Origin of the sequence: Kitasatospora sp. NPDC127035 (assembly GCF_042726075.1) — a bacterium.
Lineage (GTDB): Bacteria > Actinomycetota > Actinomycetes > Streptomycetales > Streptomycetaceae > Kitasatospora.
Genome location: NZ_JBHXDN010000031.1, coordinates 24,337 through 50,096 on the forward strand (window position 1 = coordinate 24,337; position 25,760 = coordinate 50,096).

General features: G+C 72.8%; 21 protein-coding genes. 11 read left to right on the forward strand and 10 right to left on the reverse strand.

From position 1 onward, the window contains the following. Nucleotides 1–879 precede the first annotated feature (879 nt). Nucleotides 880–1,314 carry a hypothetical protein gene (locus ACFWIC_RS21565; RefSeq protein ID WP_329875854.1) on the reverse strand — a complete coding sequence of 145 codons (435 nt, stop codon included), beginning with the start codon at nt 1,312–1,314 and terminating at the stop codon, nt 880–882. 361 nt (nt 1,315–1,675) lie between these two features. Here ACFWIC_RS21565 and ACFWIC_RS21570 point away from each other — a divergent pair, with 361 nt between their 5' ends. Beyond that, complete coding sequence (locus tag ACFWIC_RS21570; protein ID WP_380361130.1) at nt 1,676–3,496, forward strand: glycosyl hydrolase family 18 protein; 1,821 nt, start codon at nt 1,676–1,678, stop codon at nt 3,494–3,496. 241 nt (nt 3,497–3,737) lie between these two features. Further along, nucleotides 3,738–4,889 carry a C40 family peptidase gene (locus ACFWIC_RS21575; protein ID WP_380519773.1) on the forward strand — a complete coding sequence of 384 codons (1,152 nt, stop codon included), beginning with the start codon at nt 3,738–3,740 and terminating at the stop codon, nt 4,887–4,889. Between the two features lie 312 nt (nt 4,890–5,201). Here ACFWIC_RS21575 and ACFWIC_RS21580 read toward each other — a convergent pair whose 3' ends face one another. Further along, the gene (locus ACFWIC_RS21580; protein WP_380361122.1) at nt 5,202–5,471 is read right to left on the reverse strand and encodes a hypothetical protein; all 270 of its coding nucleotides are present in this window, start codon (nt 5,469–5,471) and stop codon (nt 5,202–5,204) included. Between the two features lie 225 nt (nt 5,472–5,696). On the opposite strand from ACFWIC_RS21580, the gene ACFWIC_RS21585 reads away from it, so the two are divergent. From ACFWIC_RS21585 to ACFWIC_RS21600, 4 genes are all read left to right on the forward strand, one after another. Continuing rightward, nucleotides 5,697–5,948 (forward strand): hypothetical protein, encoded by a 252-nt coding sequence (locus ACFWIC_RS21585; RefSeq protein ID WP_380519774.1) that lies wholly within the window; start codon nt 5,697–5,699, stop codon nt 5,946–5,948. A 39-nt stretch (nt 5,949–5,987) separates the two neighbouring features. Continuing rightward, a complete protein-coding gene (locus tag ACFWIC_RS21590) occupies nt 5,988–6,665 on the forward strand; it encodes a hypothetical protein (protein ID WP_329949924.1) in 678 nt (225 codons plus the stop codon). A gap of 239 nt (nt 6,666–6,904) precedes the next feature. Beyond that, nucleotides 6,905–7,603: a hypothetical protein gene (locus ACFWIC_RS21595; protein WP_380519775.1), complete on the forward strand. Its 699-nt coding sequence runs from the start codon at nt 6,905–6,907 to the stop codon at nt 7,601–7,603. Nucleotides 7,604–7,844: 241 nt separating this feature from the next. Next, nucleotides 7,845–8,201, forward strand: coding sequence for a hypothetical protein (locus tag ACFWIC_RS21600; protein WP_380519776.1), 357 nt, complete (start codon nt 7,845–7,847; stop codon nt 8,199–8,201). Between the two features lie 109 nt (nt 8,202–8,310). Here the strand turns inward: ACFWIC_RS21600 and ACFWIC_RS21605 are convergent, their stop codons facing one another. From ACFWIC_RS21605 to ACFWIC_RS21630, 6 genes are all read right to left on the reverse strand, one after another. Next, entirely contained in the window at nt 8,311–8,757 is a 447-nt protein-coding gene (locus ACFWIC_RS21605) for a hypothetical protein (protein ID WP_329875873.1), read from the reverse strand. Between the two features lie 196 nt (nt 8,758–8,953). Next, complete coding sequence (locus ACFWIC_RS21610) at nt 8,954–10,657, reverse strand: SulP family inorganic anion transporter (RefSeq protein WP_380519777.1); 1,704 nt, start codon at nt 10,655–10,657, stop codon at nt 8,954–8,956. Nucleotides 10,658–10,703: 46 nt separating this feature from the next. Further along, nucleotides 10,704–12,530: an alkyl/aryl-sulfatase gene (locus tag ACFWIC_RS21615; protein WP_380519778.1), complete on the reverse strand. Its 1,827-nt coding sequence runs from the start codon at nt 12,528–12,530 to the stop codon at nt 10,704–10,706. Nucleotides 12,531–12,837: 307 nt separating this feature from the next. Beyond that, nucleotides 12,838–13,458: an L-threonylcarbamoyladenylate synthase gene (locus tag ACFWIC_RS21620; RefSeq protein WP_329875879.1), complete on the reverse strand. Its 621-nt coding sequence runs from the start codon at nt 13,456–13,458 to the stop codon at nt 12,838–12,840. A gap of 150 nt (nt 13,459–13,608) precedes the next feature. Continuing rightward, a complete protein-coding gene (locus tag ACFWIC_RS21625) occupies nt 13,609–14,220 on the reverse strand; it encodes a hypothetical protein (RefSeq protein ID WP_380519779.1) in 612 nt (203 codons plus the stop codon). 118 nt (nt 14,221–14,338) lie between these two features. Next, nucleotides 14,339–17,935, reverse strand: a complete 3,597-nt coding sequence (locus ACFWIC_RS21630) for a hypothetical protein (RefSeq protein ID WP_380519780.1) — start codon at nt 17,933–17,935, stop codon at nt 14,339–14,341. A gap of 374 nt (nt 17,936–18,309) precedes the next feature. Here ACFWIC_RS21630 and ACFWIC_RS21635 point away from each other — a divergent pair, with 374 nt between their 5' ends. The 4 genes from ACFWIC_RS21635 (at nt 18,310) to ACFWIC_RS21650 (ending at nt 22,838) form a co-directional block, all read left to right on the forward strand. Then, the gene (locus ACFWIC_RS21635) at nt 18,310–19,845 is read left to right on the forward strand and encodes a trypsin-like serine protease (protein ID WP_329875885.1); all 1,536 of its coding nucleotides are present in this window, start codon (nt 18,310–18,312) and stop codon (nt 19,843–19,845) included. A gap of 371 nt (nt 19,846–20,216) precedes the next feature. Then, entirely contained in the window at nt 20,217–20,618 is a 402-nt protein-coding gene (locus ACFWIC_RS21640; protein ID WP_380519781.1) for a hypothetical protein, read from the forward strand. 110 nt (nt 20,619–20,728) lie between these two features. Beyond that, a complete protein-coding gene (locus ACFWIC_RS21645; RefSeq protein WP_380357860.1) occupies nt 20,729–20,980 on the forward strand; it encodes a hypothetical protein in 252 nt (83 codons plus the stop codon). A 784-nt stretch (nt 20,981–21,764) separates the two neighbouring features. Then, complete coding sequence (locus ACFWIC_RS21650) at nt 21,765–22,838, forward strand: hypothetical protein (RefSeq protein WP_380519782.1); 1,074 nt, start codon at nt 21,765–21,767, stop codon at nt 22,836–22,838. Nucleotides 22,839–22,997: 159 nt separating this feature from the next. Here ACFWIC_RS21650 and ACFWIC_RS21655 read toward each other — a convergent pair whose 3' ends face one another. Then, nucleotides 22,998–23,522, reverse strand: coding sequence for a GNAT family N-acetyltransferase (locus ACFWIC_RS21655; RefSeq protein WP_380357854.1), 525 nt, complete (start codon nt 23,520–23,522; stop codon nt 22,998–23,000). Between the two features lie 86 nt (nt 23,523–23,608). Next, entirely contained in the window at nt 23,609–24,547 is a 939-nt protein-coding gene (locus tag ACFWIC_RS21660) for a GlxA family transcriptional regulator (RefSeq protein WP_380519783.1), read from the reverse strand. Between the two features lie 114 nt (nt 24,548–24,661). Here ACFWIC_RS21660 and ACFWIC_RS21665 point away from each other — a divergent pair, with 114 nt between their 5' ends. Continuing rightward, on the forward strand, nt 24,662–25,591 hold the full coding sequence (locus ACFWIC_RS21665; RefSeq protein ID WP_380519784.1) for an NAD-dependent epimerase/dehydratase family protein: 930 nt from the start codon (nt 24,662–24,664) through the stop codon (nt 25,589–25,591). Nucleotides 25,592–25,760: the final 169 nt, after the last annotated feature.

The window sequence follows — 25,760 nt, forward strand, 5'->3', positions numbered from 1 at the left end:
CCGGCCGGACGCCCGCGCTTCCACGTTCACTTCACCCCGACCGGCCCCACCTGGACAACATCCTTGCGGTCGACGTGAGGTGGGTGCGGTGCGCCGCCCATACGATTCTGTTATCCGCCCCATCAGCAATTCGGACCTTGCCGCCGTCGGCCGACGGGCCGAGAATCGGACCCCTCGCTCCCGGGGAGGGGGCGGTGCCGGCGACGCGGTCGACGTGAGCGGGAGCAGCCTCGCCGACCGTGCCGCGGTCGTCCGTAGACCGAACGCCGACGCCCCGGACCGGGGCTCCGGGTTCGGACCGCTCGCGGACGGTCACACGCGTGTCGCCCACAGCCTCGGCGGCCTCTACCTCACCGCGGGCGCCACCCGGGACGGTCGGTTCGAACAGCACCCCTGTGGCGGAAGCAGCCCCCAGGCGTTCGTCCTCGGCCGACATCGCCGCGTCCACCGAGGTGCGAGATCCGCGGCCCCTCTCGACTGGCTGGCAGTAACCCCTTCATTTTCCTCCGGGAGAAAGGGACTTGGCGGCACAGTTCGTTCGCCGGATGCTCCGAACTCACGTGACCTTCGCTCGCCGGGCTCGCTGATCTGACGTGCACGAATTACGGCAGGTCCATGAGGGTCTGGCCGCTTCGCAAGGGGATGGGGCGACGGCGTGTCAACCTCCAGTAGCCCGACGCCCGTTGCGCGGTGGTGGTCCTCGCCTCGCCCGCGTCAGGCCCGGTCCGCTCCGGTGACCTTCCGGTGGGTAGGAAGGGTCCCCGCCGCAGTGCGCCGGGGCGGGGACCACGTGGTGTGCTCCCGGGCGGGCCCCGGGGGCGGGTCGGGTGCGGGCCGGTGGATCGGCCGACTGCGGGGGAGGGCAGGGGAAGCGAGCGGTCACGGACGGGGGTAGACGCCGCACGACGTGACCGGTTTGCCGTTCGCGTCGTCGAGGCAGACCCCGACGTACGAGCCGCCGCCGACGACATCGGCGGGAAGTGTGGCGGGCACCGAGGTCACCGTGTTGCAGTGCGTACTGCTGCTCCTGGGGCCGAGCGGGTTGGCGTAGCCGTCGAACACGCTGTACCACGCCCTGCGGCAGCCGACGGACTTCAACGTCCCGGTGAAGCCCACCGATCGGTTGTACCAGGTGAGGGTGCCGGAGATGTAGCTGCCGGCGCCGTCGGCGACGTGGACCGGGGTGGTGGGGTAGGCGGCGGCCGTGGCCGGAGGTGCCGCGACGGCCGGTGCGGTCAGTGCGGCGGACGTGGCCAGGCTCGCCACGGTGAAGAGGGTGAGTGCAGTTCGGCGCAACACGGCGTTTGTCTCCATTGGTGGGAGTTTGCGGTGATGACGCCACAAGGTTGCCCGCAGCCCTTGCATGTCAATCCTGGCGGAGCGCGATGTCCACGGACGGCCCCGCCGGCGCCGGGGTGGCGCGAAGCCGGGTGGATTTCGTCCGTTGTCGTCCGCTTCGTCTTCGGACGGACCGTCAGGAGGCCCAGGGGGATGTCCTTGTCGGCAAAGGTCAGGTAAAGGAAAAATGGTCTGGACCTCTTGACGGCTTGGTCTGGACCTTTCTAGTCTCGCCGGAGCACCCTGCGAAGGACGTCGCGCAGCGTGCGACCACGGACTCCCCCACCCCTGTCCGCCCCCACGTCGAGGAGCCCCTCTCTTGAGTACTCGCTTCGCCATGTCGAAAAAGAAGTTGAGAGTCGCTGCAGCCGGTCTGACCGCGCTCGCCCTTCCGCTGGTCGCCGTCGTAGGCCTGTCCACCCCCGCCCAGGCCGCCACCGCCGCCACCGCCACCTTCGCCAAGGGCTCCGACTGGGGCTCGGGGTTCGACGGTAAGTGGACGGTCAAGAACACCGGCACGACCACGCTCACGTCCTGGACCATCGAGTGGGACTTCCCGACCGGCACGAGCGTCGCCTCGGCCTGGGACGCCACGGTCACCAGCTCCGGCACGCACTGGACCGCCAAGGACAAGGGCTGGAACGGCACCCTCACCCCCGGTGCCTCCGTGACCTTCGGCTTCAACGGCGCCGGCCCGGGCGTGCCCAGCGGCTGCAAGCTCAACGGCGCCTCCTGTGACGGCACCGACCTGCCCGGCGGCAACAAGGCGCCCTCCGCGCCCGGCACCCCGGTCGGCTCCGACGTCACCGACACCTCGCTGAAGGTGTCCTGGACCGCCGCCACCGACGACACCGGCATCAAGAACTACGACGTCCTGCGCAACGGCACCAAGGTCGCCACGGTGACCGGCCTCAGCTACAGCGACAGCAACCTCACCGCGGGCACCAGCTACGACTACACCGTCGTCGCCCGCGACACCGCGGACCTGACCGGCCCCGCCAGCGCCCCCGGCAGCGTGCGCACCACCGGCGGCGACGTCGTCGTCGGCGACAAGGTCAAGCTCGGGTACTTCACCAACTGGGGCGTCTACGGCCGCAACTACCACGTGAAGAACCTGGTGACCTCCGGCTCCGCCGCGAAGATCACCCACATCAACTACGCCTTCGGCAACGTCCAGAACGGCAAGTGCACCATCGGCGACGCCTACGCCGACTACGAGCGCGCCTACACCGCCGACCTGTCGGTCGACGGCGTGGCGGACACCTGGGACCAGCCGCTGCGCGGCAACTTCAACCAGCTGCGCGAGCTCAAGCGCCTCTACCCGCACATCAAGGTGATCTGGTCCTTCGGCGGCTGGACCTGGTCCGGCGGCTTCGGCCAGGCGGTGCAGAACCCGGCCGCGTTCGCCAAGTCCTGCCACGACCTGGTCGAGGACCCCCGCTGGGCCGACGTCTTCGACGGCATCGACCTCGACTGGGAGTACCCGAACGCCTGCGGTCTGACCTGCGACACCAGCGGCGCCGACTCGTTCAAGAAGATGACCCAGGCGATGCGCACCGAGTTCGGCCGTGACCTGGTCACCGTGGCCGTCTCCGCCGACGCCTCCCCGGGCGGCAACATCGACAAGGCCGACTACGCCGCCGGTGCGCCGTACCTCGACTGGATCAACGTCATGACGTACGACTTCTTCGGTGCCTGGGCGGCGAAGGGCCCGACGGCCCCGCACTCCCCGCTCACCACGTACAACGGCATCCCGAAGGCCGGCTTCACCTCGGCCGAGGCCATCGCCAAGTACAAGTCGATCGGCGTGCCGGCCGACAAGCTGCTGCTCGGCATCGGCTTCTACGGCCGTGGCTGGGCCGGCGTGACCCAGTCCGCCCCGGGTGGCACCGCCACCGGTGCGGCGGCCGGTACGTACGAGACCGGCATCGAGGACTACAAGGTCCTCAAGAACACCTGCCCCGTCACCGGCACGGTGGCCGGCACCGCCTACGCCCACTGCGGCACCAACTGGTGGAGCTACGACACCCCGGCGACCATCGCCTCGAAGATGGCGTGGACCAAGGCCCAGAACCTGCGCGGCGCCTTCTTCTGGGAGTTCAGCGGTGACACCGCCAACGGCGAGCTGGTGAACGCGATCCACAGCGGTCTCCAGTAACACCTGCACCACCGTCCGACCGCAGCACCACAGCACCACAGCACTGTACGAAGCGGCCCGCCGGCCATCCGCCGGCGGGCCGCTGTGCTGTGTCGGTGCCCGCAGCCGTCGAGAAGGTGCGGTTGCTTCCGGGCCACGATCACGGTGGCCGTGCCATCCGGCCCAGCTGATATCGCCCGATGAAGTGACAAGCGGGTGTCACTCGGTCCGGGGCCGTCCGTGCTCTGACTCCTTGGGACTGGTGACCTCCTCATTCCTCGGGACGTGCCGTCGTGGCTCGGTGGGCCTGATCGCCGCAGCCGTTCTCTGCTCGTCGGCCGTCCTCGGTGCGGGCACGGCGCGAGCCCAACCGCTGCCCGTTCCCGTCCCCGTGCCGTCGCCCGTGCCGTCGCCGTCCGCCGGCACCGCGCCGCCGGACGAGGGGCTCGCGCCGCCGACCGGGCCGCTCGGACCGGACGGAGAGCCGGCCGCGGTGGCCGAACCCGGCCCGGCCCCGACGGCGGAGGCCGTCCGGGAGTGGACGGACACCGCGTTGGCGATCGTGGAGGGCGAGGCCCGACTGACGGCTGTGCGGGACACGGCCGTACGCCTCCGTCAGGACGCCGCCGCCGCCGTGGCGTCCGCGGACGCCGGGCGGGTCCGGCAGGAGGTGCTGGGAGATCTGCTCAGCGGGTTGGCCCAGGCCCAGTACCTGAACCACGGGATGGTCCAGCTGGCCGCCTTCCTCAGCTCCACACCCGAACAGAGCCTTGAACGATGGCGGGGCGAGCGGCTCAGCGACGACGCCCTCGCCGACCGCTACCACGATGCCGAGGAGGTGCGCCGGGCCCGGGCGCAGCAGGCGGATCTCGCTCGTGCTGCCGAGTCGGCGGGCGCCGAGGAGGTCCACCGGGTCGAGGCGGACCAGGCCGGTCTGGTGCAGCGGCAGGAGAGGATGCGCGCGGATCTCGCGGGCCGGTTCGGGGACGGGGTCTGGCAGCCGGGGACGTACCGGAACTCGGCGCCGGCCGACGGCCGGACCGACCCGGTCGCCCAACGTGCCGTGGCCTACGCGCTGAGCCGCATGGGCAGCCCCTATGTCTGGGGCGCGACCGGGCCGACGGAGTTCGACTGCTCCGGCCTGACCTCGAAGGCGTGGGAGGCGGCCGGTGTCACCGTGCCCCGGACCAGTCAGGAGCAGTGGGCGCAGCTCCCGCGCGTTCCGAGTGGCGCTCCGCTGCGCCCGGGTGACCTGGTGGTCTATTTCGAGGAGGCGACCCACGTCGGCCTGTATGTGGGTGACGGGTTGGTGGTCCACGCGCCCCGGCCCGGCACGGTGGTCCGGCTCACCGCTCTGCAACGGATGCCGGTCGCCGGAGTGGTGCGGCCGGAGCCTTCACCGCCCCGGCCGTAGCGTCTCGTCAGGCAGCGGGCCGTCACCCGTCTTCACGACATGGCCGTGCCCTCGCCGAGGAAGTCCCTCACTCCCGATTCCGGCCGATTCCCGGTATGGGACACACACTGTTCTCTCCCGCCCTTCCTCGGCAGCTCGGCGAAGTCATTCGCGAGCACACCGTGTAGAGAACGGAAGGCCGAGCGTATCCCCGTCCACGCCCCCGCATGCCGTCCGGCGGTGCCCGCCCGTCATCGGCGGTGTCCGAGTCCCGCAAGGGGCGCAGCCCGTCAGGCACACCGGGCATCCGGAACGAGGGCCGGTGCGGCGTGACTACTGCGACGCCCGCGCTGCTGCCCCCGCGGAGGCGACATCCAGGTCGATCACGACCTCCTCACCCTCCCAGCGGCCGCGCTCCGAGATCACCAGGCCGATCAGTGCCAGATCGCCGGCCTGGTCCCGCAGCGCGTACTGCTCGTGGGTCTCCTCGCCGAGGTCACCCAACTCGTCACGCTCCCAGGCATCCACCGCGGCCTCGGCCACAGCCCTGGGCAGTCGCACGGTGACACGGCCGACCTGGGCGTCGACATGCTCCCCGATCACTGCCAGCACCTTCGAGTCTTCCCGATACCGGACGTACTGCTCCTGATCCACCACAGGGCGAGGCTACTCGGACTGCTGAAGCCGTCTCGACCGAATTGACCCGGCGGTCCTGTGCGGTCATGGCAGTAGCGTTTCCCCGGCCCCGGCCCCGGCGGCGAGGAGGGAAGGGGTGGCCCGTCCGGTCGGGCAGTCGACCGGAAGGCCGATCCGAACCACCCGGACCACGTGCTGACCGCGACCGACATCGCCTTCTCGATCGACCCGGTCTACCGCGTGGAGCTGCTGACCGGCAGCGGGTGGTCAGCCCGCCACTGGGATCTGGGCGTGTGGGAGGAGGCCGGCGGACGGGGCTTCTTCAAGAGTGCCAAGTGGTCCGGGGCGGACGAGATCGCCGTGTTCGCGGAGAAGGAGACCACGGTGTTCACCGTGGACCCGGTCAGTGGCCGTCCGGGCGAGCCGAGGGCGGGGGCCCGGTAGTCCGCTCGCCTGACAGTGGCGCGTGGCACAGTTCTGCCCATGAACATCGTCGCCACGCCGCACAGTTGGGACGGCGCCGTCGCTCTCTTCGAGCAGCGGAGCCTGCCCGTCAGCACCTACGAGAACCTGTACGAGGAGGACTACGACGTCCACGCGGGTGACCTCGCCATCGACGGCCACCTCGACCTCGATGCCGTCGAGCCGGACGGCACCGGCTACATCGTCGACGGGAACCTCGACGTCGCCGGCGCGATCCTCAACCTCGACGACGGCTGCCCCGCCCTGATCGTCCTCGGTGACCTCAGGGCCACCGCCGTCTACTTGGAGGGCGACGCCAAACTGCTCGTCCGAGGGAGCGTCCACGTCGAGGCGTTCGTCGGCAACATGACCGACAAACTGGTGATGATCCACGGCGACCTCCACGCCCACGCCACCGTCCTGTCCTCCGAGTTCGCCCCGGACCTCATCGGCGGCGCCCTGCACGGGCCCGTCCTCGCACCCGACTACCTCGCTCCCGCTCCCGGCCGACCGACGGTCGCTCCCGAAACGGTGCTCGTTCCCGAGGTCCTGCGCACCGGCGCCGACGACGACCCCGACGACCTGCGCTGCTTCGACGCTCCCGGCGTCCACGGCGGGCGCCTCCTGCGCCGCATCGAGGCCGGTCTGCCCGTCACCCTGACCGCCCGGTCCACGGCCGGGCCCGCCACCGGGCGGTAACGGGGGCGGCTCCTCCCGGACATCGGCTCCGGCCGATGTCCGGCGGGCCCCGCTGCCGTCTGGCTCGCCAGCCGTGGCCGTCGCCGGGTCGTCCTCGCCCGCTCCCGAAGCCGGCACGGCGACGTCAGCGTGCTCCTGGAAGGGCTCAGGATCACCGGCCCGCCGAATGCCGACGACCGGCCGGCGCACCAAGTCCGCATCCCGATAGGGTCCTTGGACGAGGAGGGATGACCTTGGGCATGGATGATCTTGTCGCCGGCCGGTTGCCACGGCCGGCGGTGATGGCGGAGCTGGCCCGGACACGGCCGGTGTTCCACTCGGAGGCCGACCTGCAGCACGCGTTCGCCCGGACGCTCTGGGAGCTCGACCGCGAGGTGCAGTGCCGCCTGGAGGTGCGCCAGACCACCTCGGACGGTGTCGAGCACCTCGACCTGCTCTGTGCCACCGCGGAGGGTCGGACCGCGGTGGAGTTCAAGTACGTCAAGAGCGCCTGGAGCGGAGCGGTGGGTGCCGGGCCTTCGGGCGAGCAGTACGCCCTGAAGGCGCACGGTGCCCCTGATCTGGCCAGGCGCGACTTCGTGTTCGACGTCGCACGGCTGGAACGGTTCTGCGACCGGCCGGACCAGAACGGTCTGGCGCTGATGGTCACCAACACGTCGGCCTTGTGGCGGGAGCCGAAGCCGTCGGCGAAGCTGCCGCGCGACCACGCGTTCCGGTTGCACGAGGGCGGCGAGCTGACCGGGGAACTGCTGTGGGGCGGGGGTGACTACCCGCCCAACACCCGCGTCCTGCGCGGAACGTACCCCCTGCGCTGGCAGCCGTACTCGATCCGGCCCGGGGCGGCGGGGGAGTTCCGATACCTGGCCCTGTTCGTCGAACCGGGCGGGACGGCTCCCGCGGAACCGGAAGCCTCGGAGGCGGACAGCCGACCGGCCTGATCGCGCCAGGCTCGGCCCGGACGCACCTCCGGAACCGCGGGCGCGTCGGCGGCGAGCGGGTGGACGGGCGGTTCGCGCGCGGGCGCCCGTCGGCTCCTGCTTCGGCCTCGGCTGAGTACGGATACTCAGGCGCCCGCCGCTCGTGCGGCCTCACACTGGGGACGTCATGACGGATGCGAAGGGGGCGGTTGTGAGGCGTGCGAGGGTTCTCACGGTTCTGGCGATACTGGCGGCGTGTGCGGTGACGGGTGCGGGCCCTGCGGCCGCTGCCGATGACGTGCTGCTCCCGCACCCCGGGCCGGACGGTCTGGTGTGGGTGCCGGACCAGGTGGGGGACGGCGGTTTCGTGTCGGGCGGAGCGTGGAGCACCCTGCCGACCGTCCTCACGGTGGCCTGCGAGGGCGGCGGCAGCGTGCAGGTGACGATGGAGTCGCAGGGGGCGCAGACGGCCTCGCTCACCGTGGACTGCCCGGTCGGAACCGCCGGGGTGGGGTCGGCGACCATGGCTCCGGGGGTCGTGCTGGGATCTTTCTACGTGGGCGTCGACGCGTCCGGTGACACGATCCGGTGGGCCGCGACGGTGACGCAACCGGAGTAGACGCCGCGTAACGGGGGCTGCCGCCACATCACCGTGCGGCGGCGGCCCCCGAACCGATGAGCGCCGTCCGCCGGACGCCGCCGGACGCGCGACCGCGGACGGCCGGACCCTATCCGGGAAGGTGGATCAGGAAGCCCCAGGCCTGCTGCTCGTCGCGGACGTCCAGCGGTCGCAGGGCGATCCGCTGCGGAGCGATGTCCAGCACGCTGAGATCGAGCGCCAGCTCGGTCCCTCCGACCGGACCGCCGGGGACGACCACGTGGAACCGGGAGGCGTCCGGATCTCCGGCCGGGCGGAGCTCCCACTCCCGGGGCTCGGACGAGCCGACCACCTCGGAGTTCTCCTCCGGATCGCCGTAGTAGCCCGCGTAGGAGCGATGCCGCTGGTTGCGGAGCAGGACGTTGCCGTTGTCGAGTTCCTCCACCTCCCACGACTGCGCCTCCACCTTGCCTCCGTGGGGCGGGAGGAGCAGCACGTGCTCCTTGACTCCCGGCAGGCTGAGCAACTGCTCGTTGGGCTTGTCGATGCCGTAGGTGCCGCTCGGTACGGGTGCCATGGGCGGTCTCCCCTCGTTCGTGTGGTGCCGCACGGCACCGCAGATCGATGAATGGGGCGATTCAACCCGCGAAGGACGGGACGTGTGCGGACCGACACGAGGTGCCGGCCCGCCGAGCCCGGGCACCTGGAGGTGCAGACCGGTCCGGGACTCGGCCGTGGCCGGCGGTGCTGCTCCGGACGAGTACGCGCCCGCGTCAGGGCGAAGGCGGCGCCGGGGCGTTGCGGTGGGCGGCGATCCAGGCGTCGGCGTCGCGGAGGGCGGTTTCGAGCGGGCCGAAGAGAGTGCCGGTGGCGGGGACGACGGCGCCGGGCCCGAGGTGCTCGGCCAGACCGGTGTCGGCGACGATCCTGGCGAGCGGGGGCTGGACGCCGGCGAGGATCAGGTGTCCGCCCGCGTGGTGGAGTTCGTCCGCCTTGCGGCGCAGGAGCTTGATCATGGCGGACGACGGTACGTCGGGGAGGGTGCGGACGACGAGGACGAGGACGGCGCCCTCGGCGGGCGCGGGCCAGCTCCGGTCCATGCGGGGGAGTTCGGCGAAGAGGCTGACGCCGTTGTAGTCGAGGACGGTGACCTGCCCGGGGGTCAGCCGGTCGGGCGGGGGCGCGGTCCTCCAACGGCCGTCGCCCGCGGGTTCGAGGGCGAGGAGCCGGGACTGGCGGGCGGCCTGGGCGCAGTAGAGCAGGAGGGAGACGACGGCGCCCAGAATGACGGCCTGCTGGAGCGGGAGCTCGGTGGTGGCGAGGAAGGTGAGGGCCATCGCGGCGGTCGACAGGGGAGAGGTCTTCAGGACGAGGCGGATGTCGGGGATCTTGCCGGCGATGAGTTCGGCGCCGACGACGATGATCAGGCCGCCGATGACGGGCATCGGGATGCGCTCGGCCAGGGGCGCGAGGGTGAGGACGATCGCGGCGAGCCACAGGCCGGAGAAGATCCCGGTCCAGCGGGTGCGGGCGCCGGCGGAGACGGCGACACCGGTGCGCGACAGGGAGCCGCCGACCGGCAGGGACTGGAACAGGGCCCCGGCGACGTTGGCCGCACCCTGGGCGGCGAAGTCGCCGTTGACGGAGGAACGGGAGCCGTCCGGGTTGGGGACGGTCGGGGCGATACCGGCCGCTTGCGCGAGGGCGACCAGGGCGATGGAGACGGCGCCGCCGAGCAGGTGCGGGAACGCCGACCAGTCGGGGGCGGTGAAGTGGGGCAGGGCCGAGGGGATGTCGGCGATGCCCTCGACCAGCTCCACACCGGTGCCCAGCGCGGCGACCGCGCTGCTGACGACCACCATGGCGATCAGCAGCGCGACCGTTCTCAGCCGCTCCACGGCGTGGGCCAGGGCCCAGACGCCGACGGTGGCGGTCGCGGTCAGGGTGGCAGCGAGCTCCCAGGAACCGACGTGCACCACCCAGTCGCCCAGCTGCACGAGCTTGTTGTGGCCCTGCGGCTTGTATCCGGTGGCGTCCTTCAGGACACCGGTGATGATCTGCACGGCGATGCCGACGGAGAAGCCGGTCATCACCGCGTTGGAGACGAACGAGAGCACCACTCCGAGCCGCAGGACGCCCATGAGCAGCATGACGAGGCCGGTCATCATGGCGAGCATCGCGATGTTCCCGCCGCTGCCGGCATCGAGGCCGGCGTCGGCCAGGACGCTCTGCGCCGTGAGTGAGATGGCGCTGGTGAGGGTGGTGACCATCAGTACGGTGCGGGCGGTGATCGAGCCGACGACGGCGGGTACGACACCGGAGAAGAGTCCGGCGACCGGGTTGAACCCGGCGATCGCCGCGTACGCCATGCCTTCGGGGATGCTGAACAGGCCGGTGACCAGACCGGCGGAGACGTCGGCGGGCCGCGGCCTGCCCAGGTGGGGGCGGCGGAGCCTGGAGGGTGCGGTTCGGGTCATGCGCGGCTTCGGTGGCATGCGGGGCCGTGGTCGCGGTGTCGGACGGTCAGGGAGTGACGACCGGGAAGGACTTGTCGACCGGTGTGACCAGGGAGAAGAGCCGATCGAGGGCGCCGAGGTCGCCCTCGTGGTCGATCTTCTCCGAACCGCCGCCGGCCAGCAGGCCCAGCAGCTGGGGCTTGGTCAGGGTCAGGGTGAGGTCGGCGGCTGTCCTGGCCGCGCCGCTCGGGGGAACGGTGCGGTGGGTCAGGGCGCCGTTGCTGAGGGTCAGACGGTGGCGCCGGCGCTCGTCGACGAGGGCCAGGTCGATCGTCAGGTTCTCCTGCCAGGCCCGGGGGCCGTCGACGCGGACCGCGATCGAGTCGAGGAGCATGTCGACGGTCAGGGCCATCGCCATCTCGGGGTTGGTGGAGTCCAGCAGGATGGTGCCCGGTCCCTGGCGCAGTTCCAGGGCCGCGGTGAGGAAGAAGTTGCGCCAGGGGCCGTTCTCCGCGCCGTGACCGAGCCGGTCGTAGACGCCGGCGAGCGCGTCCTTGGCCGCGGTGTCGGAGGCGTCGGCGAAGACCAGGTGGTTGAGGAGGGTGGCGGCGAAACGCAGGTCCCCGTCCTGGGTGAAGGCCCGGGCCTTCGCCAGTGCCTGCTCCCGCCCGCCGAGCGCGTCCACGTACCGGCGGGCCTGCTCCACCGGCGGGTGCTCCCACAGGTGCGCCGGGTTGCCGTCGAACCAGCCCAGGTACCGCTGGTAGACGGCCTTGACGTTGTGCGAGAGCGAGCCGTAGTAGCCCCGCGCGTGCCAGGAGGTCTCCAGCGCCGGCGGCAGCTCCAACTGCTCGGCGATCTCCGGCCCGGTCAGCCCGTCGTTCAGCAGCCGCAAGGTCTGGTCGTGCAGGTAGGCGTACAGGTCGCGCTGCGCCGACAGGAACGTCACGACGTTGCCGTGACCCCAGGTGGGCCAGTGGTGCGAGGCGAACGCCACGTCGTACCGTCCGTCGAAGAAGTCGATCGCCTCGTCCAGGTAGCGCGCCCAGATCCGGGCGTCCCGGACCACTGCGCCGCGCAGGGTCAGGATGTTGTGCATGTTGTGCGTGGCGTTCTCCGCCAGGCACAGGGCCCGCCTGTCGGGGAACAGGAAGTTCATCTCGGCCGGGGCCTCGGTGCCGGGGGTCAGCTGGAAGACGATCCGCACCCCGTCGACCGTCTCCTCCTGCCCGGTGTGGGTGATGTCGAGCGTCGGCGGGATCAGCGTGATCGTGCCGGTCGAGGTGGTCATGCCCAGCCCGGCACTGATCTGTCCCTCGGGGCCCTTGGGCAGCCGGTCCCCGTACATGAACATCGCCCGCCGGGTCATGGCGTTGCCCGCGTAGACGTTCTCGCTCACCGCGTGTTCGAGGAAGCCCACCGGGGCGATCACCGGCACCCCCTCCTCCGTACCGGCCGGCAGCACACCGCGCGAACCGCCGAAGTGGTCGCCGTGCGAGTGCGTGTAGACCAGGCCCGTCACCGGCCGCCGACCCCGGTGCTCGCGGTACAGCGCGAGCGCCGCCGCAGCGGTCTGCGTGGAGATCAGCGGGTCGATCACGATCACCCCGCGCTCGCCCTCCACCAGCGTCATGTTCGACAGGTCCAGACCCCGCACCTGGTAGATGCCCTCGGTCACCTCGAACAGGCCCTGCTTCGCACACAGCTGCGCCTGGCGCCACAGGCTCGGGTTCGCGGTGGGCGGGCATTCGCCCCGCAGGAAGTCGTAGGCGTCGTTGTCCCAGATCACCCGCCCGTCCTCGGCCTTCACCACGGCGGGCACCAGCGAAGCGATCAGTCCGCGCTCCGCGTTCTCGAAATCCGTCCTGTCACCGAAGGGCAGTGAGGAGGTCATGCGTCGCTCCGATCCAAAGCCGAGCCGGGAACCCCGATCCGCGGCCCGCACCGGGCGCACCCGGCGGCGGAACGGCGGCGTACCCGGCCCACCCTAGGACGATCACGGACAGGACCCCGAGTCCTGTTGGACCTTCCGGGTGAAGGCGGAGAGACGCGCCACCGACACTGCCCTCGGCCCCTTCTCGCCACGAGCGTGCGCAAGGCCCGGCGCCCCGTCCGGCGCCCCGTCCGACGCCCCGTCCGGCGACGCCGCCCGAACCGGGTGCGGGTCGGTGGCGGCCACCGGCGGATGCGTCCTCGTGCGGCTACTCGAAGCGTGCGGGGTCGCCGGCTCCGCGGCGGACGATCTCCGCTCCGCCGTCGGAGAAGTCGACGACCGTGGTCGGGGTCGTGCCGCAGTCGCCGGAATCGACGACGGCGTCCAGCACGTGGTCGAGCCGTTCCTTGATCTCCCACCCCTGGGTCATCGGCTCGTCCTCGCCGGGCAGGAGCAGGGTGCTGGACACGAGGGGCTCGCCGAGCGTGGCGAGCAGGGCCCGCGTGACGGTGTGGTCGGGGATCCGGACGCCGACGGTCTTCTTCTTCGGGTGCATCAGACGGCGCGGGACCTCCTTGGTGGCGGGGAGGATGAAGGTGTAGCTGCCCGGTGTCGCGGCCTTGATGGCGCGGAAGACGTCGTTGTCGATGTGGACGAACTGCCCCAGCTGGGCGAAGTTCTCGCACATCAGGGTGAAGTGGTGGCGGTCGTCGAGGCGCCTGATCGACCGGATCCGGTCGAGGCCCTCGTGGTTGCCCATGCGGCAGCCGAGGGCGAAACAGGAGTCGGTCGGGTACGCGATGAGGGCTCCGGAGCGGAGGCTGTCGGCCACGGTGTTGATGGTGCGGGCCTGGGGGGTCTGCGGGTGAACGTCGAAGTACTTCGCCATTGGCCGACCCTACGGGATCCGCCCGGCCGTCGTGGGACCGGCCCGCGGTGGCGCGCTGCCGGCGGGGGCTCGCGCGGACGGCCGTCCGCGCGAGCCGGTCAGGGCCGTGGCGGTCAGGGGTGTGGGGGCACCTCGCGGGGCGGGCGGTACTCAGACGCTGCCCGCGGTGGCGACGTGCTCCGCGGCGGGTTCCTCGTCGACGGCCACCCGGTGGCCGGTGGCGCGCAGTTCGGCGCTCCGGAAGGGTTCGAGCTGCTCGCGCCCGTCCGGCATCACCTGGTGGTACCAGTGGCGCAGCAGCGGGTCGGGCTGGTCGGTGGCGTAGAAGGAGTTGTGGACGACGCCCCGGGCGCCTACCAGCGCCTGCTCTCGGGCGGTGGGGCCGTCGAGGATGGTCACGACGTCGCCGTTGGCGAAGGGGGGCGCGGTGGCGGCCTCCTCCTCACCGACCTCCGCGCCGCGGACCGCAGGGTGGAGGAAGACGTCCCCGCGCGCCGTACGTTCCCAGCGGGGCCAGTCGCCGTGCTCGTCCGGGCGCAGTCCCAGGGCGAGGAGGCAGTGCGTGGTGGAGGCGGAGGGGGTGAGTTCCACGTCGAGGAGGAGCAGGGAAGGGGTGCGCCAGTGGGGTCCGCGCGAGGTGACGGTGACGCGGCCGAGGGGGGCGAGCGCGTCGGCGACGGCGCGGGTCAGCCGCGGGCCTTCCTCGGCGGGGGCCTCCAGCCGCAGGTTCATCCAGACGAGGCGGTGAGGGGCCAGGGGCATCGTTCGGTCGCTTTCCCGAGTCGGTGGTCGAATCGTGCGCGGATTCTACTGGGGTCGGTGGGTGCCGCCACCGGCCCGGCGGGGGTGCCGGGGCCGGTGGCGGCGGGCGGGTTTCGTCTCAGTGCGTGACGTAGCCGTCAGGGGAGATGTTGGCGTGTTCGAAATCCTTGCCCTGGTTCTTACCGCTGGAGAAGATGGAGAACTTCGTTCCCTTCTTCACCTGGACATCCCATTCGTCCTTCCCGTCGTCCGCCTTCTTCCAGAGATTTCCGTAGGCGTCCCTGAAGCCGCCGCCCCTTTCGGGCTTTCCCATCCAGCCCTTCGGCGGAACGAAGGGCACGGGCCCTTCGAGGTCGGTGGGCAGGTTGTGCCTGATGGCGGCGGACCGGGAATTCGCGGTGTATCCCTTCTTGGCGTCGCGGGCGAGTGTGTTGAGCGTGGCCACGCCGTCGCCGAGCTTGGCCGGTGAGACGTGTTTGAGGCTCTGTGCGGCCCACTTCACCCATTCCAGGTCGGTGGCCCGCTTCGCGATGTGGCTGTTCTTCCCCAGGAGTTTCGCGATCTTGGCCGGCTTGGAGAGGTCACCGGCGAACGGGATGATCGCGACCGCGGACAGGCCGGCACCCGCGAGGTCGCCGCGGAAGAGGCTGAGGAGGCCCGAGGCGCCGTCACTGATCGGTGTGGGGTCGAAGATGCCGATGATGTCGAGGGCCAGGGTGGCGGCGTCGGCGGCGGACAGCCCGCCTTCGAGGTCCATCGGCTCTTCCGGGTGCGCCGGCTCGAACTCGTCGCCCGGGCCGGTGCCCGGGTCGCCGGGGGTGCCCGGTGAGGTGGGCGCGGTGGCGTTGGCCTTGGCCTCCTGCTGGGCGAGCGTGATGGCGTGGCCGAAGGCCTCGCCGGCCAGGGTCAGGGCCTCGCCGGCGCTCTTGCCCGCGGCCACGGCGGAGGCGTACGCGCGCGACGACGAGTCGTAGGCGGCGCGGGCGGAGGCCGCGGCGGTGGCGGCGGAGTTCGCGGCGCGGTGGGCGGACCGGGTCGCCTGGGCGGCCGAGCTGTTCGCCGACGCGGCCGCGTTCCTGGCCCGGGTGGCCGATTCGGCGGCCTGGCGCGCGGAGGCGTCGGCGGACCTGGCCGCGTCGGAGGCCTGGTCGGCCGCCTGCTGTGCGGTGTGCGCGGAGGCGGCGGCCTGGGCCGCGTAGCCGGTGGCCTCGGTGGCGGCGCCCCTGGCGGTGGCGGCGGCCTCGGCGGCCTGGGCCGCGTTCTGGGTGGCGGTGGCGGCGAGGGCCTTGCCCTCGGCGACCAGGCGCCGGATGCCGGCGACGTGGACGGCGTCGTCCTGGTCGCGGGTGGCGGCCTTGTGCTGGACCTCGGCGACGAAGTCGCGCAGGAGAGGGGCGGGGCCGGCGAGGGCGACCTGGGCCGCGGCCCTGACGCGCGGTCCGGCGGTGGCCGAGAGCCTGAGCGCCTCGACCTTGTCGTCCTCCTCGCGGGCCAGGTGCTGGCCGGTGGCGAGGAAGACGCGGAACGCCTCGGTGGAGTTGGCGTCCAGGGCGGCCGATCCGGCTTCCTTGACGGCCTTTCCGCCGCTGTTCATCAGGGCGAGGATCTGGACGCGGTAGTCGTCGGTCAGGACGGTGTGCCGGCCGGTCTCCAGGAAGGCCGCCTGCTCGCCGGGGCCGGTGTCCAGCGCGGCGAGGGCTGCCGTCTTGAGCGCGGGGGTGCCGCTCGCCGCGAGGGCGGCGATCTTGGTGTAGTCGTCCTGGGCGGCCGCGGTGCTCCGACCGCCGGCGAGCCACTGCCGGACGTCGGTCTCGGTGCCGGCCAGGGCCGCCTCGGCGGCACGCTCGGTCCACGGCGAGCCGGTCTCCAGCAGACGCAGGGCCGCCTTGCGGCCCTTGACGAGGACGGTCTCGGTGGGTGCCGCGGGGGCGGTGGCCTCGGCGAGGAGCTGCTTGGTCTCCTCGTCCTGGCGCAGTGACTCGGCGCGCTCGGTGGCCTGCGCGGACTGCTGCTCGACGTACTGCTGCTTCTGTTCCTCCGCGTACTGGACGGACAGGTCGCGGTCGCTCTCCAGGGCGACGGTCTCGGCCTGGCGGGCCGTCTGTTCGACCTGGTCGGCCTGGTTCGCGGCGGTGGTGGCCTTCTCGGCGGCCTGGACGGCGGCGTTGGCGTGCTCGGTGGCGAGGTTGGCCCAGTTGCCGGCCTGGCCGGCGTGGTCGGCCGCGTCCTGGGCGGCCCGGGCGGCGGCGTTGGCGTGCGCCGCGGACTCGTTGGCGGCGGTGCGGGCCTGCTGGGCGGCGGTCAGGGCCCGGCCGGCCATCGCCTTGGCGGTGTTGGAGGCCGCGGTTGCGGTGGCGGACAGGCGCCGGGCCTTGGCGGCGGCGGCGTTCGCGCGGTTCGCCTGGGCCTGGGCGACCGCGCTGTTGCCGCCGGCGGCGGTGGCGGCGGTGGCGGCGGCGGCAGCGTGGGAGCCGGCGTCGAGTGCTTCGCCGACGGCGGTCAGTGCCTCGTTGAGGGCGCCGATGGCCTGGAAGACGGACTGGGCCGCGTTGCCGGCGCCGACGGCGGCGTCGCGGGCGGTCTGCGCGGCCGCGCGGGCGGCGGCGGCCTGGTTCTGGTCCTGGGCCGCGGCGGACGCGGCCTGGTAGGCACGGGCGGCGGCCCGGCCCGCCGCGGCCGACGCGGCTGCGGCGGCGGAGGCCGCGGAGGCCGCGGTGCGGGCCGCACTGCTGGCCGCGTTGGCTGCGGTGATCGCGGTGCGGGCGGCGGTGGCCGCGCTCTCGGCGGCGTCCGCGGCCCGGCTCGCGGCCGCCGTCGCCTTCTGGGCCGATCCCTGGGCGGCGGCGGTTTCGGCGGCGGCCCGCTGGGCCGCCTCCTTGGCGAGGCGTGCGGAGTCCACGGCGCGGCCCGAGGCCTCCTTGGCCGACGCGGTCTCCTTGGCGGCCTCGGCGCCCGCCTGGCGGGCCGCCTCGACGAGCTGTCCGACCGTCATGGCCTCCTGGTCCTGGGCGCGGGCGGCGTTCTGGCCCTCGCGCAGGAACTCCCGGACCTCTGCGGGGCCGGCGTCCAGGGCGGCGCTGGCGGCCTTCCTCAGCTGGGGGCCGCCGACGTTCAGAAGCCGCAGGACGCGGACCCGGTCGTCCTCCTCCTGCGCCTTCTGCAGGTCGGTGGCGAAGAACCGGGCCGCCGCCTCCGGGGAGCCGTCGTCGAGAGCCAGCTGGCCGGCCTCCTTCACGGCGGTCCCGCCGGTGTTCATGGCCCGCAGGATGCCGACCTTGCGGTCCTCCGTGAACGGCGCCGTCCAGCCGGTCGTCAGGAAGGCACGCAGTTGCTGCGGCGTGCCGGCGAGCGCCGCCTGCGCGGCCTCCCGGACGCCGGGGCCGCTGACGTTGAGCAGGTGGAGGACGGCGAGCCGGTCGTCCTCCTCGGCCGCGATCGCGCGCCCGGTCTCCAGGAACGCGGCGATCTCGCCGTCCGATCCGGTGAGTGCCTGTCCGGCGGCGGCCCGGACCGCCTTTCCGCCCGACTTCCACTCGGCGACCGCCTGGGCCCGGGGGCCGGGGGCGGGTGATGCGGGCGTGTCCGCCGCCGCGGTGGCGGCGGCGGACAGCGATCCCGCCGCGAGGGCGAGCACGGCGATGCCCGCCAGAAGGCGGCGCGCCGGTCCGGCGTGCGGGGACTCCTTCCGACGCCCCCGCGGTATCTGCTGTTGCATAATCCCCTCGATCCCCTCGAAATCAGTCAGTTCGTCACGAAACCGATTGGGGTGAACGACTTCCCCCCGGGGCGAATGATTTCATGACGCGTTCGACGCGCGGCGGGTTTCCGTCGAATTTGTCAGAACAATGGACGCATCCGACCCATAATTTACTATCCATCACATTGCGGACAGTCGGGGTTCGTTCAGCGGCCGAGGTGATATCAATGACCCGTCATCCCGGCAGGTCGGCGGCCGGGACGTGGTGCCGGCGCATCCGCGCGGCACCGCCCGGGCCGCCGCCGGTCGCCGTGCCGATGACGGGGAAGTCGAATTCAAGCCAGAGGGATATGGGGGGTGAGGAGCCCGAAATGAGGGTTTCTTCTCGAATAGTGGCAGCCGGCGCGGCGATCGGGATGTCGCTGCTCTACGGGGCGTTCGGCATCACACCGGCCGGCGCGACGCCCACCGCCGCCGCGCCGTTCGTCGTCGAGGACGGTTCGTATCCGGACGCGGACCGGATCCTCGCCGAGAGGGGCGTGCGGTTGAAAGCCGGCAACGGCAACATCGTGCTGGCGCCCTGTGCGCCGGGGGGCGGCCTGCTGCGGATCATGGCGCGCGGCCGGGACGACCTCTGCTTCCGCATGACGGGCGCGACCGGGTACCTGAGCCTGGAGGTCCCGCGGGTCCACGGCATCCAGAGCGACGGCGTGCGCGACGTGAGCGTCGCCATGTCCGTCGACGGTGCCGGTACCTCCTTCACGGTCGACCGGCACCTGTGGACCGCGGTCGGGGAGGCGGCGGACCCCCAGGGGCGCGCCCACACCCTGCTGGAGATCACCGCCACCGGCCCCGCGTCGCCGGGCACCGGCGCCTCGGACCGGCCGTACCTGGCCAAGCTGGGCGTCGGCAACCGCACCTGCACCGGGACGCTGGTCGACCCGTACTGGGTGCTGACCACCGCCAGCTGCTTCGCCGAGAACCCGGCGCAGTCGCTCGCGGTGCCGGCGGGTGCGCCGCAGAAGAGGACCACGGCGATCGTCGGCCGCGGTGACCTGAACGGGGCGGGCGGGCACACCTCGGAGGTGACCGAGCTGGTCCCGCACGCCGACCGGGACCTCGTGATGGCCCGTCTGGCCTCGCCCGCCACCGCCGTCGTCCCGCTCGCGGTCGCCACCGCGGCGCCGGTCCCGGGCGAGGGACTGAAGGTCGCCGGCTACGGGCGCACCAGGACCGTGTGGGCCCCCGCCGCGCCCCACACCGCCACCTTCGGCGTGGGCGCCGTCGAGGCGGCCGGCATCGACCTCACCGCCACCGCGCCCGCCGACGCCACCGTCTGCCTCGGGGACACCGGCGCGCCCGTGATCCGCGAGACGGGGGGCCAGGGCGAGCTCGTCGCCGTCACCAGCCGCTCCTGGCAGGGTGGCTGCCTCGGCGTCCCGGCCACCGAGACCCGCACCGGCGCCCACGGCACCCGCGCCGACGTCCTCGCCGACTGGGTGCGGAGCGTGCGCTGGCGCACCGCCTCCATCAAGAACGTCCACAACGGCAACTGCCTCTACGTCCCGTGGCAGACGCCGGGCGACGGTGCGAACGCTCGCCAGAGCTTCTGCGACCCCCAGTACACCGACCAGCTCTGGCGGGTGGAGAAGGTCGCGCAGGGCTACCAGGTCCGCAACACCTACAGCAACCGCTGCCTCTACGTCCCGTGGCAGACGCCCGACAACGGAGCGGCGGCCCTCCAGACGTTCTGCGACGCCCAGTTCGCCGACCAGGTCTGGCAGCTCGACAAGGTCGACCAGGGTTACCAGATCCGCAACACCCACAACAACCGCTGCCTCGTCTTCTTCGCCTGGCAGGACAGCTCCGACCCCGCCCGCGTGTACGACTGCGTGCCGTCCTACAACGACCAGGTCTGGAGGCTGTGACCCCGCAGGACCCGGGTGGCCGCCGCTGAAGCACGCCACCCCGGCCGGGCCCGGCGGCGCTCCCGCCGCCGGGCCCGCGCGCGATGCGCTGCCGGGCCCGCGCGCGATGCGCCGGCGGTGCGGAGCCGCGGTCACGAACGGGCGGCCGGCACCCGGTCCGGGTCGTGCTCAGGCGCCGGGCTCCGCGCCGGCGACGAGAAGGCAGGCATGGCCTGCAGCGGGAGTGCTTTTACGGAGAGTGACCGGCAGACGTCCTCGACGTACGCCGTCAGGGTGAATCGGCTCCCCTGATGGGTGAGGCGGGTGCGCTTCGGAGGGTGGTCCAAGGCCCGTCCGGAGTTGGCTGGGAGCGGATTCCTGGAGGATGACCCATGGGGCGTACGACCCGGCTCGGCCATTCCACGGCCCGGTTCGCGGTCGTGGTGCTGATGGGTGTCGCACTCGCGCTCGCGCTGCTCGGCGGGGGAGCCGACAGCGGCTTCCCGGAGCGCGTGGCGAGCGGCCACTGCGCAGCCGGCCAGGAACGGCCCGCAGGTGAGGGTGGCCCTTCGACGCCGCCCGGCGCGCCCGATCCGGAGAACTGCTCCGAGCCCAGCGAACGACGCCGTGACCGGGTGGGTGTGTCGGCGGGCGTCGTCGTCCACCGGGCCGTCCGGACCGGGACGGCGGCGGCCCACGGTGACGGAACGGCGCGGCGACCCGACGCGGGGGCGGCCCGGCCCAGGACCGGTGAAGGCGTCGGGCCCGTCCGCGAGGTGGTCCTGCGCTGCTGACGGTGCCCGGCCGGGAGGTGCCGGGACGCGTGGGCGGTGTCGCCGCCGATCGCACCGGCCCCGGCCTGCCGCGACCACCGTCCGACTCCGCACACCGCAGGAGATCCGTCATGCCGTTCGATGTCTATGCCGCGATGGGCGCGCTGGTGCGTGCCGAGGCCGTCCGCGTCCACGAACCCGTTCCCGCTCCGCCGTCCGCCGCCCGGCCCTGCGGAGCGCCCGCCGCCGCACCTGCGGGCGGGCCGTCGACCGACCCGGCGCCGGTGCCCGCGACGCCCCGGGCCGCCGAGGCCGGGCGGGCGGGCAGCCCCGACGTCCTGCCGGCCTCCGTGTGGCGCAGGCTCACCGGCCTGTTCGGCTGACCGCCGTGCGGCACGCACCGGAGGCCGGAGCCCGGCCGGGTCAGGCCGGAGGGGCGAGCCGTACCGACGGCAGTGACCCCGGCAGCTCCGCCTCCGGCGTGTCGTACCCCACCACCTGCGCGCCCCGGGGGATCCGGCAGCGGCGGAGCGCGATCCCGTAGCGGCAGTCGCCGCACCAGAAGGAGCCGCTGCCTCCTTCGCCGGGTCGGAGGTCAGGTCCAGCAGGTGCAGGCTCCCGGCCGCGCTCCCGCACCCCGGGCATGTCGCTCGCACGGACCGCGGCAGCGCGCCGTACACCTCGTCGAACGTCTCCAACCACGCGTCCCACGAAGCCGTCGGCCCTCCCCGGTCGTCGTCGCCCACGCTGTCCGTGCCGTGATCGACGGCATGCCGCGCGGGTGCCCGCTGCTCGTCCCCGCGCTCCTCGGCCCGCGTCGACGGTAGCGCCGGAACGCGTCGTCGGGCAGGGTTCGGCATGACGGACGCGGGGGGCGGCCACCGCGCGGGCCGCCCCCGTCGGAGCGGTGCCGTACGCGGACAGGGGACTGCCGCGGCCGGTGCCCCGAGTCCGGTCGGGCCGCCGGTGGCGGGCTGTTTCCCGGGACCCTGTATGTTGATCACCCGCCGGTGCTCCCGGTGTCCCGCGACAGCCTCTGACGTGCGGTTCTGCCTGCCCGGGTGACGGCCGTGCGGACGCCGGGCCGCTGCCGTCGCCGGATCGGGCCGGGCTTCGGCCCCGGAGCCGACAGGCGCTCCTCGTCTCCCCGTGCGTGAAGGATTTCGCATGACCGTTCCCGCCCCGCCCGACAGCCCGCAGCCCGTGGAGGAAGCGACCGGTACGCGGTCCGTCGAGGAGGACACGACCGGCCCGCGGCCCGTCGAGGACACGACCGGCGACGACCCGTGGACTCCGCCGGGTCCGGACCGGGGCGACGCCACCGACCGCGGTGGGGCCCCGGCGTTCGCGGCGGCGGGTCCGCCGCCCTGGGCCCCGTACCCGATGCCGGTGCCGCCGCCCCGCAACTCTCTGGGGACCGCGGCCATGGTGCTCGGGATCGTCGGTTCCACGCTGAGCCTGGCCGTGATCCTCTTCTGGCTGTCCTGGCTGCCGGCCCTGCTCGCCGTGATCCTCGGGGCCGTCGGCCTGGGGCAGGTGCGCAAGGGCCTCGCGACCAACCGTGCGGCGGCGCTCGCGGGCGTGATCCTGGGCATCACCGGTCTGCTGGTCTCGACGGGTGCCGGCGTGTTCGTCGTGACACAGCTCCGGGCGGTCAACCAGGAACGGAAGGCGGAGGAGGAGGCCGCGCGGGTCCGGGCCGAAGCCGCGATCGAGGCCGCCGAGACGAGGGCGGCGCAGGAGAAGGAACGGGCCGAGGCCGAGAAGCAGCGGATCGAGGCGGAGCGGCAGCGGATCGCGGCCGAGCGGGAGAAGGCGGCTGCGGACGAGAGGGCCAGGCGTCTGTCGTTCGGCCAGTCCTACACGTACCCGGACGGGCTGAAGGTCACCATGGCCGCGCCGGAGCGCTACGTCCCCAGCACGACCGTCTTCGAGGCCCCCAAGAACGCCAAGATCGTCCAGGTGACGATCACCGTCGTCAACACCGGGTCCCAGGGCGTCTCGCTCGAAGGGGCGGGGCTGCCCTCCGTCAGGGACGCCTACGGCGGTCCCGTCTTCACCCTGATCGACGGGAGCGCACGGATGAAGATCCTCCCCGGCTCCCTCGCGCCCGGCGAGCAGGCCACCGGCGTGTCCGCGTACGCGCTGCCGGCCGGCGCGGCCGACCCGTTCTCCGTCGGGATCGACCACGGCCTCGGGTCGCAGCGCAAGAACGTGATCTGGTCCGGCCCGCCCGCCTGACCGGGGCGGTCGGCTCCGCCCCGGTGAAGCACCCGTGGGCGAACCATAGGGGAAGGCGTCAGTGCCGTTCTGTCGTGACCTCCCGCGCGGTCGGGAGGTCACGGCCGCGCCGGGCCGTCGCCGCCGGGCGCAGCGCCTCACGGGCGAAGCGTCGGAGAGTCAGTCGAGGGCCACCTCGTGCCGCAGGATGCTGTAGTGGGCCATGTCGTGGAACCGCCCGTTCCGGAAGTGGGCGCCTCGCAGGATGCCCTCACGGGTGAAACCCGCCTTCTCCAGCGCACGTTGCTCGGCGGCGTTCGTCACATCGGTGCTGGCGTCGATCCGGTTCACCTGGGTGTGGGCGAAGAGGTACCGGACGAGCAGTCGTTGGGCCGTCGTCCCGACGCCGCGTCCGCGGGCCTCGGGCAGGATCCCGGCGCCGATGTTCCAGCTGTGGTTGAGCGGGCCCTGCTGGGAGCGGTGCCAGGAGACGTGACCGAGCACCTCGTCGCCCTCGGCCACCACGAGGTTCCCGGAGTCGGGCGTCAGCAGCCCGTTCTCCTCCCAGCGGCGCGTCAGACGCGCCGGATCGTTCCATCCGAACCACCCGAAGGCCGAGGCCGTTTCCGGACCGGAGTTGTTCAGTAGGTCCAGGACGGGAAGGTCTTCCCTCGTTGCGGGCCGAAGACGAATCTCAGTGGTCATGCCGGGCAGGGTACGTTCCCGGGCCCGGCCGTGGTACCGGCCGGGGGGAGGAGATCGGTGCCGGGCCGGTCCGTGCAGGCGGCCGGTCACCGCTGCGTGAACGCGGCCCGGTACGCGCTGGGAGCGAGCCCCGTTCGTCGCGCCAGGTGCCGGCGCAGGGAGTCCGTGGTGGCGAGGCCGCTGAGCCGGGCGACCTGGTCCATCGACAGGTCGGTCGTCTCCAGGAGTTCCTGCGCCCGGATCACCCGCTGGTGGAGGAGCCACTGCAGCGGGCTCAGACCCGTTTCGTCGTGGAACCTGCGGGCCAGCGTGCGCACACTGGTCCTCGCGTGAGCGGCGAGGTCGGCGCGGGTGAGCGGCTCGTCCAGGCGGTCGAGCGCCCAGGCCCGGGTCGCGGCCAGCGAGATGCCCGTCTCGGGCGGCAGCGGCGTCGCGATGAACTGCGCCTGCCCACCGGGCCGCACCGGTGCCGCCACCACCAGTCTGGCGACGGCGTTGGCCGCCGCGGCGCCGTAGTCGGAGCGGATCAGGTGCAGGCACAGGTCGATGCCGGCCGACAGTCCTGCGGACGTCAGGACGTTGCCGTCCTCGACGTAGAGCACGTCGGGCCGCAGCCGGACGGCGGGGAAGCGGGCGGAGAACTCCTCGGACTTGGCCCAGTAGGTGGTGGCGCTGCGGCCGTCGAGCAGCCCGGCCCGGGCGAGCACGAACGCCCCGGTGCAGATCGAGGCGATGCGTTTTCCCGCGGCCGACGCGTGGCGCAGCATCGCGAGGACGCGCGGGTCGATGTCGTCGCGGGCACCGGTGCCGGTCACGATGACGGTGTCGGCGTCGTCGGCGGCCTCCAGCCCGTGGAGGACGGTGACCTGCATGCTGCCGGTGACGACGGGACCGGGGCGGGCGGTGCAGACGCGCACCCGGTAGCCGGGGCGGCCGTCGACGCTCGTCTCGCCGAGGACGAGTTCCGGGATCGACAGGTCGAAGGTGGTGGCAGGGGGGACGGCGACGACGGCAACGCGGTGCATGGCCCGAACCTCCGGATGTTTGGCATTCGGGCCACTACCTTACGGATCAACCGTGGCGGAGGGTGGGGGCGTTGGGGCGGACCCGTCCCAGCACTTCGACCAGGGAGTGAACACGTGTCCTTGTACGTCATCGTCGGGGCCGGATCCACGGGATCGGCCGCCGCACGGCTGCTGGCGGACGCGGGCGAGCAGGTCCGGCTCGTCACCCGCCGGGGCGGCGGGCCGGTGGACGACCGGATCGAGCGGGTGGCCGCCGACGCCACCGACACCGCGCGGCTGAGCGGGCTGGCCCGCGGGGCGGCGGCCCTGTTTAACTGCGCGATGCCGGCCTACGACCGGTGGCCGGCCGAGTTCCCACCGCTGGCGACCTCGTTGCTGACCGCAGCGGAACGCGGCGGAGCGGACTACGTCATGCTCGGGAACACCTACGGCTACGGACCCGTCGACGGGCCGGTCACCGAGGACCTTCCCATGGCGCCCACCAGCGTCAAGGGCCGTGTCCGGGCCCGGATGTGGCAGGACGCGCTCTCGGCCCACGAGGCGGGCCGGGTGCGGGTGACCGAGGTCCGGGCCGGCGACTTCCTCGGCGCGGGCGCGTACTCGCCGTTCACGCTCATGGTGGGGGAGCGGGTGCTGAGCGGCGCGTCCGTCTCGTACCCGGGTGATCTCGACGCCCCGCACAGCTGGACCTACACCGGTGACGCGGCCCGGACGCTGATCGCCGCCGCCCGGAACGAGAGGTCCTGGGGCCGGGCCTGGCACGTGCCGTCCACCTCCCACGCCCCGGTCCGTGAGCTGGCCGCCCACCTGGCCCGGACGGCCGCCGTACCCGGCCCCGACCTGACCCACATGACGACGGCCGAGTTGGAGGAGATCGGACGGACCGATTCGGTCATGGCGGAGTTCCCGGAGATGCTGTACCTGTACGACCGCCCCAGCATCCTCGACGCGTCGTTCACCGCGGAGGTGCTGAACGTCGCGCCGGCCCCGCTCGACGCCGTCCTCGCGGAGATGGCGCAGGAGCACGGCCGGCGCGGCGTCTGACGTCCGACGTCCGCGGTGCGTCGGTGGGCGGCGGCCGGGCGGGTGGATCGTCCGGCAGGGGGTCCCTGTGGATTCCGCGCCCTGTCCCTGTCCGGGTGGCTCCCGTTTCTCCGGCGGACGACGTGCCGGGGGTGGCGCCCGAGGCTGTCGGACCGGGCTTGCCGGTCCG

Bases quoted from the DNA above. Each gene is read 5' to 3' on its own strand.
- ACFWIC_RS21565 (WP_329875854.1), bottom strand. From the start codon at position 1,314: ATGGAGACAAACGCCGTGTTGCGCCGAACTGCACTCACCCTCTTCACC.
- ACFWIC_RS21570 (WP_380361130.1), top strand. From the start codon at position 1,676: ATGTCGAAAAAGAAGTTGAGAGTCGCTGCAGCCGGTCTGACCGCGCTC.
- ACFWIC_RS21590 (WP_329949924.1), top strand. From the start codon at position 5,988: ATGAACATCGTCGCCACGCCGCACAGTTGGGACGGCGCCGTCGCTCTC.
- ACFWIC_RS21595 (WP_380519775.1), top strand. From the start codon at position 6,905: ATGGATGATCTTGTCGCCGGCCGGTTGCCACGGCCGGCGGTGATGGCG.
- ACFWIC_RS21605 (WP_329875873.1), bottom strand. From the start codon at position 8,757: ATGGCACCCGTACCGAGCGGCACCTACGGCATCGACAAGCCCAACGAG.
- ACFWIC_RS21610 (WP_380519777.1), bottom strand. From the start codon at position 10,657: ATGACCCGAACCGCACCCTCCAGGCTCCGCCGCCCCCACCTGGGCAGG.
- ACFWIC_RS21615 (WP_380519778.1), bottom strand. From the start codon at position 12,530: ATGACCTCCTCACTGCCCTTCGGTGACAGGACGGATTTCGAGAACGCG.
- ACFWIC_RS21620 (WP_329875879.1), bottom strand. From the start codon at position 13,458: ATGGCGAAGTACTTCGACGTTCACCCGCAGACCCCCCAGGCCCGCACC.
- ACFWIC_RS21625 (WP_380519779.1), bottom strand. From the start codon at position 14,220: ATGCCCCTGGCCCCTCACCGCCTCGTCTGGATGAACCTGCGGCTGGAG.
- ACFWIC_RS21630 (WP_380519780.1), bottom strand. From the start codon at position 17,935: ATGCAACAGCAGATACCGCGGGGGCGTCGGAAGGAGTCCCCGCACGCC.
- ACFWIC_RS21640 (WP_380519781.1), top strand. From the start codon at position 20,217: ATGGGGCGTACGACCCGGCTCGGCCATTCCACGGCCCGGTTCGCGGTC.
- ACFWIC_RS21645 (WP_380357860.1), top strand. From the start codon at position 20,729: ATGCCGTTCGATGTCTATGCCGCGATGGGCGCGCTGGTGCGTGCCGAG.
- ACFWIC_RS21650 (WP_380519782.1), top strand. From the start codon at position 21,765: ATGACCGTTCCCGCCCCGCCCGACAGCCCGCAGCCCGTGGAGGAAGCG.
- ACFWIC_RS21655 (WP_380357854.1), bottom strand. From the start codon at position 23,522: ATGACCACTGAGATTCGTCTTCGGCCCGCAACGAGGGAAGACCTTCCC.
- ACFWIC_RS21660 (WP_380519783.1), bottom strand. From the start codon at position 24,547: ATGCACCGCGTTGCCGTCGTCGCCGTCCCCCCTGCCACCACCTTCGAC.